This window comes from Rhodococcus sp. P3_B8, assembly GCF_056402775.1.
Genome location: NZ_JBFUGT010000310.1, coordinates 1 through 7,498, shown reverse-complemented (window position 1 = coordinate 7,498; position 7,498 = coordinate 1). Strand labels below are relative to the sequence as shown.

Here is a 7,498-nt window from a genome sequence, read left to right as displayed (position 1 = left end):
TCCCCCGTGGGGTCGCGGCGACGACGGCCCTCAGCGATTTCACAGCGCGCGTGTGTCACCATCAGCGGTCGTCCCGTCCCTGGGCTCGGTCGTTGTGAGGAGGCATTGATGCGGGTGCGATTACCCGGGCGGGTCGTCCCGCTGACCGAGGCGCAGCACGCCATTTGGTTCGCACAGCAGCTCACACCCGAGATTCCCTACGTGATCGCCCAGTACGTGGACCTGCGTGGTCCGGTACGCCTGGACCTGCTGACGGACGCGTCCGCACGAGCCGTCCACGAACTGGGATCGTTCACCGTGCGGGAGGTGGACGGCCGGCCCCACCAGGTTTTCGGCACCGGAACGTCGGAGCCGGTGCCGGTGGTCGACCTGCGGGACGAACCCGATCCGGTCGACGCGGCCGAACGGTGGATGCGGAATGACTGCACCTCCCCCGTCGACATGTACGGCGAATCACTCGTCCTATCGACGATTCTGCAGGTGGGCGCCGAGCGCACCTACTGGTACTCGCGTGCCCACCATGTCGCGATGGACGGTTATGCGGCGATGATGTTCATGCGCCGCACCGCCGAACTGTACGTGGCGGGAATCGACGGCGACCGGCCTCCGGAGTTCCAGACGGTCGATCCTGGGCGGATCGCGGCGGACGACGCGGACTACCGGTCTTCGCCCCGCTTCGAACGCGACCGCGCCTACTGGCGGGCGCAGGTCCGCGACCTGCCCCCGATGGTCGGCCTCAGCGGACGACGTACCCCGAATCCCGGCGCCTCGGTGCTGGTGGCACGGGGCAGCGCGGACCGCAGCAGCGACCTCTTGCGTCCCACCGACGACGGGAACGCGCACAGCCCGACCGTGGTGGTGGTGGCGGCGTTCGCCGCGTATCTCGCCCGCATGACCGGCGCCGACGACGTGGTCCTGTCACTTCCGGTGTCCGCCAGGACATCTGCGCGGCTGCGCGGCGCCGGTGGTTCCGTGTCGAACGTCCTTCCCCTCCCCCTGCGCGGTGTCGGCACCGGCACGGTGCGGGAGGCGGTGCGGGCGGCCCGAACGGCCTTGACAGGGGCGCTCCGCCATCAGCGGTACCGCCGCGAGGACATCGGCAAGGACACCGCCTCTGCCGGAACGGGTCTCACCCACTTCGGTCCGGTCCTCAACGTGATGCTGTTCAAGCAGGAGATCACTCTCGGTCCGGTCAGCGGACGCGTGCAGGTGCTGACGACCGGTCCCACGGCCGACCTGGCCGTCAACATCTATCCGGGACCACCCGGCTCGGTTCCGCGCATCGACGTCGAGGCGAGTCCGGCGCTGTACGACGAGGACGAGGTCACCGGGCACCATCGACGATTCACCGTGTTCCTCGCGCGCTTCCATGCCGCCACCGGCACGGACCGCCTGGTCGCCGACCTCGACGTGTTCCACGACGCCGAACGGGAGGCGTTCACTCCGGCCTCCGGACTGCCGGATTCGGAACCTGTGACGCTGGATCGGATTCTCGCGGCGACCGTCGTTACCCGCCCCGACGCCGTCGCGGTCCGGGACCGAGGGCGGGTGGTGACCTACCGCGAACTCGACGAGGCCGCCGACCGGTGGGCGCGGGTGCTGACCGGGCACGGCGTCGAACCCGAGGACCTGGTGGCGGTGTCGATTCCGCGGTCGTACGAATCGGTGCTGGCGTTGTGGGCAGTAGTCAGGAGCGGCGCGGCGTACGTGCCCGTCGATCCGACCCACCCCACCGACCGGATCGCCTACACCCTCGGCGACTCCGGCGCGGCGCTGGGTCTCACCGTCCGCTCGGCGCGCGATAGCCTGCCCGGCACCATCCGCTGGCTGAGCCTCGACGACGGCGACGAGAATCCGCTGACCGCGGAACGCGGTAGCCCTGTGCGCATCGAGCACCCCGCCTACGTGATCTACACCTCCGGCTCCACCGGGGTCCCGAAAGGGGTCGTCGTCACGCACGACGGTCTCGCCAACCTCGTGCAGGAGATTCGGGACAAGTACGCGGTCACAGCACATTCACGGGTCCTGCATTTCGCATCGCCCAGCTTCGACACCGCACTGGTCGAGGTGCTCGCGGCGTGCATCGGCGGCGCCACCCTGGTGATCGCACCGACCGACGTGTACGGCGGGGCGGAGCTGAGAGAACTGCTGCGTGCCGAACGCATCACCCATCTGCTGTCGACGCCGTCCGCGCTGGCGACCGTGGCACCCGACGGGCTCGACTCCCTGGAGCTGGTCCTCGTCGGAGGCGAGGTGTGCCCGCAGGACCTCGCTGATCGGTGGGCGGCCGGCCGGACGATGCGGAATGCCTACGGGCCCACCGAAACCACGTGCAGCGTCACCCTCACCGACCCCCTCGACCCGGGCAGCCGGGTGACGATCGGGTCCCTGATGCGGGGCGTGCGGGCGACGGTCTGCGATCCGCTGCTGCGCCCCCTCCCGCCGGGGGCCGTCGGCGAGCTGTACCTCGGGACGCCGGCACTCGCCCGCGGATACCACCGGCAACCGGCACTGACCGCCACACGATTCGTCGCGGACCCGGCCGGCAAGCCGGGATCCCGCATGTTCCGCACCGGTGACCGGGTCCGGTGGACGAACGCGACCACCCTCGAATTCCTCGAACGCGCCGACGATCAGGTGAAGGTCCGCGGATTCCGCATCGAGCTCGGCGAAATCGACGCCGCGCTGCGCAGGAACCCGGACATCGACTTCGCCACCACGGTCGTGTACCGCAACCCGGCCGGAGACCCGGTCCTGGTCTCCTACATCGTGGTGCGGCGCGAGTCGCAGACCACGCCCGAGTCGGCGAGACGCGACCTCGCACGGTTCCTGCCGGACTACATGGTTCCCGCATCGATCACGGTGCTGGACGCGGTTCCCCTGACACCGACGAAGAAGCTGGACCGCGGCGCACTCCCCGCCCCCGACTTCGGCACGACCACCACCCCTCGACGCGAACCGGACACGGTGACCGAGCGCACGGTCGCCGACGTGTTCGGCCGACTGCTCGGTGTCCCCGCCGTCGCGGCGGGCGATTCGTTCTTCGACCTCGGCGGAGACTCCCTGTCCGCCACGAGGGTGGTCGCGACATTGAACGCAGAACTCGACGCGACGCTCGGTGTGCGTGAGCTGTTCGAGACCCCGACCGTGTCGGCGCTCGCGGAGCGGATCGACGACAGGGACGCTTCCGGATCCGGCACGGTGCGCGCTCCGGGTATCGCCGCCACCGCCGTGCCCGACCGGGTGCCGCTGTCGCCGTCGCAGCAGTTCATCGACCGCACGGCCACCACCCCGCCGCTGTACAGCATTCCGTTCACGGTGCGGGTGGCGGGGGCGGTGGACGTCGACGCGCTGCGCTGCGCTGTGGCGGACGTCGTGGCGCGCCACGGTGCGTTACGCACCGTCTTCCCTGACTCGGCGTCGGGGCCGTATCAGCGTCTGCTGTCCGTCGACGATGCCCTACCGGATCTGGCGCCGATCCCCGCCGGACCCGACGACGTCGGCAACCGGGTGGATCGGGTGATGGGGGCGCCGTTCGACGTGCGGACCGAACCCCCCTTGCGCGCACGACTCTTCGCATTGGACGCACGCGATCACCTCCTCGCGTGCGTCCTCCACCACATCGCCGCGGACGGATGGTCGCTGGCGCTGGTCGCACGCGATCTCGTCTCCGCGTATGCGAGCCGGACCGCGGGCGCGCCCCCGGGCTGGGAGCCGCCCCGGGTGACCTACCCGCAGTACAGTGTGTGGCGTCGCGACATGCTGGGCACCGAGGACGATCCGGGAAGCGTCGCGTCGCGGCAACTCGCGTTCTGGACCCAGGAACTGTCGGGACTCCCCGGCGAGGTGGGGCTGCCCCTCGACCGACAGCGGCCGCAGAACTGGACGTACGGCGCGGGACGCGTCACGTTCCGGATCGACGAGACCGCACATGTCACGCTCGCGTCGCTTGCGCACCGACATCACGCCACGGTGTTCACCGCGCTGCGATCTGCGGTCGCGATCCTGCTCGCTCGGTTGAGCGGAGACACCGACATCGCCGTCGGCACCCCGGTCGCCGGTCGGAACGTCCCGGAATTGGACGACGTCGTCGGGATGTTCGTCAACACCGTCGTCCTGCGGACCCGGGTCGATCCCGGGGACACGCTCGCGGCGGTGATCCGAGATACCCATGACGTCGAACTGCGTGCCTTCGCGCACGCGGACCTGCAGTTCGAGCGACTCGTCGACCTGATCGACCCGCCCCGGTCGCCGTCGCTGCACCCGTTCTTCCAGGTCGCGATGTCGCTGAACAACTTCACCCCGGCGACCCTGGACGTCGCCGGCCTCCGTTTCGACATCACCCCGCGGCCCCTCGACGTGGCGAAATGCGATCTCCACTTTCATTTCACCGAGTGCCACGACTCCACCGGCAGGCCGGCCGGGATCGACGCCGAACTGGTGTACGCCACCGACCTCTTCGACGGGGCCACCGCGACGTCCTTCGTCGACGCTCTACTGGCCGTCGTCGGAGACGATCACGGTGGATGAGCAACACTGACACCATGGATCGGAATCTGCTCGACCCGAGGTCGTGGAATGTGCGCGCCCGGTCCGCGGCGGCGGCCGCCCTGGTGGTCACGATCTGCCTCGTCCTCGCGGGCGGAGCGTTGCTCGTGGTGCTGTATCGGACGCTGGAGCATTCGGCGCGCGACGCCGCGGACGCCCGCGCACGGCAAATCGTCGAGGAACTCCGGACCGCGGCACCCGGGGGCCTCGACAGCTCCTTGTTCGCGACCGACGGCCAGATCGGCACCATCCAGGTCATCGACTCGGCCGGCATCGTCGTGGCGGCCTCACCCGGCGCCGACCGCCTCCCTGTCACGTTCGAGCCAGTGCCGCCCGGCGATTCGCGGTACCTCGGCAACATCGACCTCGGCGGCGAACCCGACTACTGGATCGTCGAACAGGGCGCGCAGTCGCCGTCGGGTCCCGCGACCGTCGTGGTCGGGGCGGACCGCGAACCCATCGAGGGCATTCTCGGCACGGTGGCCCTGCTCATGGCGATCGGTGGCCCCGTCGTCGTCGCGTTGGTGGCGGTGGCGAGCTATCGACTCGTCGGCGCGGCCCTCCTGCCCGTCGAACGGATCCGGGCGCGGGTGGCCGCCATCTCCACGGACCGGCTCGACGAACGCGTCCCGGTCCCGGACACCCAGGACGAGATCGCCCGGCTCGCCGAAACGATGAACAGCATGCTCGGCCGGCTCGAGTCCGGTCACCGCGCACAGCAACGATTCGTCTCCGACGCATCGCACGAACTGCGCAGCCCGCTGGCCACCATCACCGCCGCCCTGGAGTTGGCGCACACCCGCCCCGAACTGGTCGACACGTCGCTGGTCGACGAGTCGTTGCTGCCCGAGGCGCGCCGCATGAACCATCTCCTCGCGGACCTGCTGCTCCTCGCCCGGGCCGACGAGAACGGGCTCACCCACACGTCGGTGGATGTGGATATCGACGACCTGATGTACGCCGAGAGTGCCCGAGTGCGGGACATGTCGCCGGAGTTGGTGGTGCGGGCGGCGATCGCGCCGGTCCGAGTGGTCGGCGACCCGCAGCAACTGGCGCGGGTGGTGCGCAATCTCGTCGACAACGCGCGGCGTCACGCCCGGCGTGAGATCCGCCTGAACTGCCGGACGTCGTCCGACGGAGCGGTCCTCGAGGTCGCCGACGACGGGCCGGGGATTGCTTTGCTGGACCGGCAGCGGATATTCGAACGGTTCGTCCGCCTCGACACCCCCCGCACCCGCGACTCGGGGGGTGCGGGGCTGGGCCTGGCGATCGTCGCCGAGATCGTCGCGACACACGGTGGCACGATCGACGTCACCGACAGCGACACGGGCGGGGCGCGATTCGTGATCGCCCTCCCCGTGGACGGTACCTGTCAGTCGTCACCGGACTTCAGCCGGTAGCCGACCCCGCGAACGGTATCGATGCTGTTTCTGCCGAACGGGGTATCCACCTTGCGTCGCAGATAACCGATGTACACCTCGACGATGTTGTCGTCGCCCTCGTAGTGGGTGTCCCACACCGACTGCAGAATCTCCTGCTTGGTGACCGCGGACCCGGCATTCCGCATCAAGAACTCCAGGACGCTGTATTCGCGAGGCGTCAGCGCGAGCGCGATGCCGTCCCGAGTGACCCGATGCCGGGCGGGATCCAGTTCCAGTCCGTTCACCGTCAGGACGGGGGGACGCCGCGGTGCGCYGCGGCGGATCAGCGCCCGCAGCCGGGCCACCAGCACCACGAACGAGAACGGTTTGATCAGATAGTCGTCGGCGCCGAGGTCGAACGCGTCCGCCAGGTCGTATTCGCCGTCCTTGGCCGACAACATCAGCACCGGAGTCCACACTTCACGACGCCGCAGGTCCCGCACGATGTCGTACCCGTGTTTCCCGGGCAGCATGATGTCGAGGACGACCACGTCGAAGTCGCCGCTGAGCGCCGCCTCGAAACCCGACAGGCCGTCGTGCTCGACGTCGACGACGAACCCCTCGGCCGTCAGTCCACGGCGCACCGTCTCAGCGAGACGCCGTTCGTCCTCGACCAGAAGAACTCGCACCGCCTCTCCTCCCTGTGCCCCGCGACTTTCAGTACAACAGACCGCCGCGGGGTGGGCCACGCGCTCTCAGCGTTCCCACAGCGGGCCGTGACGACACTGGCCGAATGCCCCACACCTCCGCCGCCACCGCCGGGCTTCGTGTGTCCACCGTCCGCTCGGCGCCGTTGCTCCGTCGAAACCGCTCCCGGTCGTCAGCCGAGTGGGAGGCTGAGGAGGGAACAGTTTCTCTGGTTCGACCCGGACGACAGGAGACCACTATGCGACTGACCACACTCGGCGACCTTCCCGCGCGCATCGCGACCGGGGGTTTCATCCTCCACACAGGGATGCAGAAATGGTCGGCGGACGAGCAGACCGCCCAGAGTATTCACGGGATGGCGGCGGGGGCGTTCCCGTTCCTGAACGCGATCCCGCCGGAACGATTCATCAAGTTGCTGTCGGTCGCCGAGATAGGCACTGGCGCAGCACTGCTCACACCGTTCGTGCCCTCCGCCGTGGCCGGGGCGGCGCTCACCGGGTTCTCCGGCGGCCTCGTGGCCATGTACGCGAGGACGCCCGCGCTGCGTAACCCCGGCAGCATCTGGCCGAACGAGAACGGCATCGCCGTCGCCAAGGACGTGTGGATGCTCGGCATCGGGTTGGGTTTCGTGCTCGGCGGGTTGTCCCGTTCCCGCTGCCGCTGACTGTCTGACGTCGATCGGACCGAGTTCGGAGACTCCGTCGGCTACTGCTCGGGCACGACGCAGAAGTCGCTGTCGGAGAACCCCGAGGGCCGCACACCGAGCGCCTGATTGAGCCGTCCCCGGTGGTTCTCCCAGGCGATGGCCGCGGCGAGTTCGGTCAGCTGCGCCTCGGAGAACTCGGCGAGCAGTGAGCGCCGCAGGTCCTCGCCGATGTGGG

Annotated in this window: 4 protein-coding genes; 3 read left to right on the top strand and 1 reads right to left on the bottom strand. The window is 69.4% G+C overall.

From position 1 onward, the window contains the following. Positions 1-108 precede the first annotated feature (108 nt). Positions 109-4,530 (top strand): amino acid adenylation domain-containing protein, encoded by a 4,422-nt coding sequence (locus AC1D1G_RS38425; protein ID WP_477956209.1) that lies wholly within the window; start codon positions 109-111, stop codon positions 4,528-4,530. Between the two features lie 14 nt (positions 4,531-4,544). Then, on the top strand, positions 4,545-5,948 hold the full coding sequence (locus tag AC1D1G_RS38420) for a sensor histidine kinase (RefSeq protein ID WP_477956210.1): 1,404 nt from the start codon (positions 4,545-4,547) through the stop codon (positions 5,946-5,948). On the opposite strand, the gene AC1D1G_RS38415 is transcribed toward AC1D1G_RS38420, so the two are convergent. Beyond that, positions 5,921-6,598 carry a response regulator transcription factor gene (locus AC1D1G_RS38415; protein WP_477956208.1) on the bottom strand — a complete coding sequence of 226 codons (678 nt, stop codon included), beginning with the start codon at positions 6,596-6,598 and terminating at the stop codon, positions 5,921-5,923. The genes AC1D1G_RS38420 and AC1D1G_RS38415 overlap by 28 nt on opposite strands. A 257-nt stretch (positions 6,599-6,855) precedes the next feature. On the opposite strand from AC1D1G_RS38415, the gene AC1D1G_RS38410 reads away from it, so the two are divergent. Then, a complete protein-coding gene (locus tag AC1D1G_RS38410; RefSeq protein ID WP_283332441.1) occupies positions 6,856-7,281 on the top strand; it encodes a hypothetical protein in 426 nt (141 codons plus the stop codon). Positions 7,282-7,498: the final 217 nt, after the last annotated feature.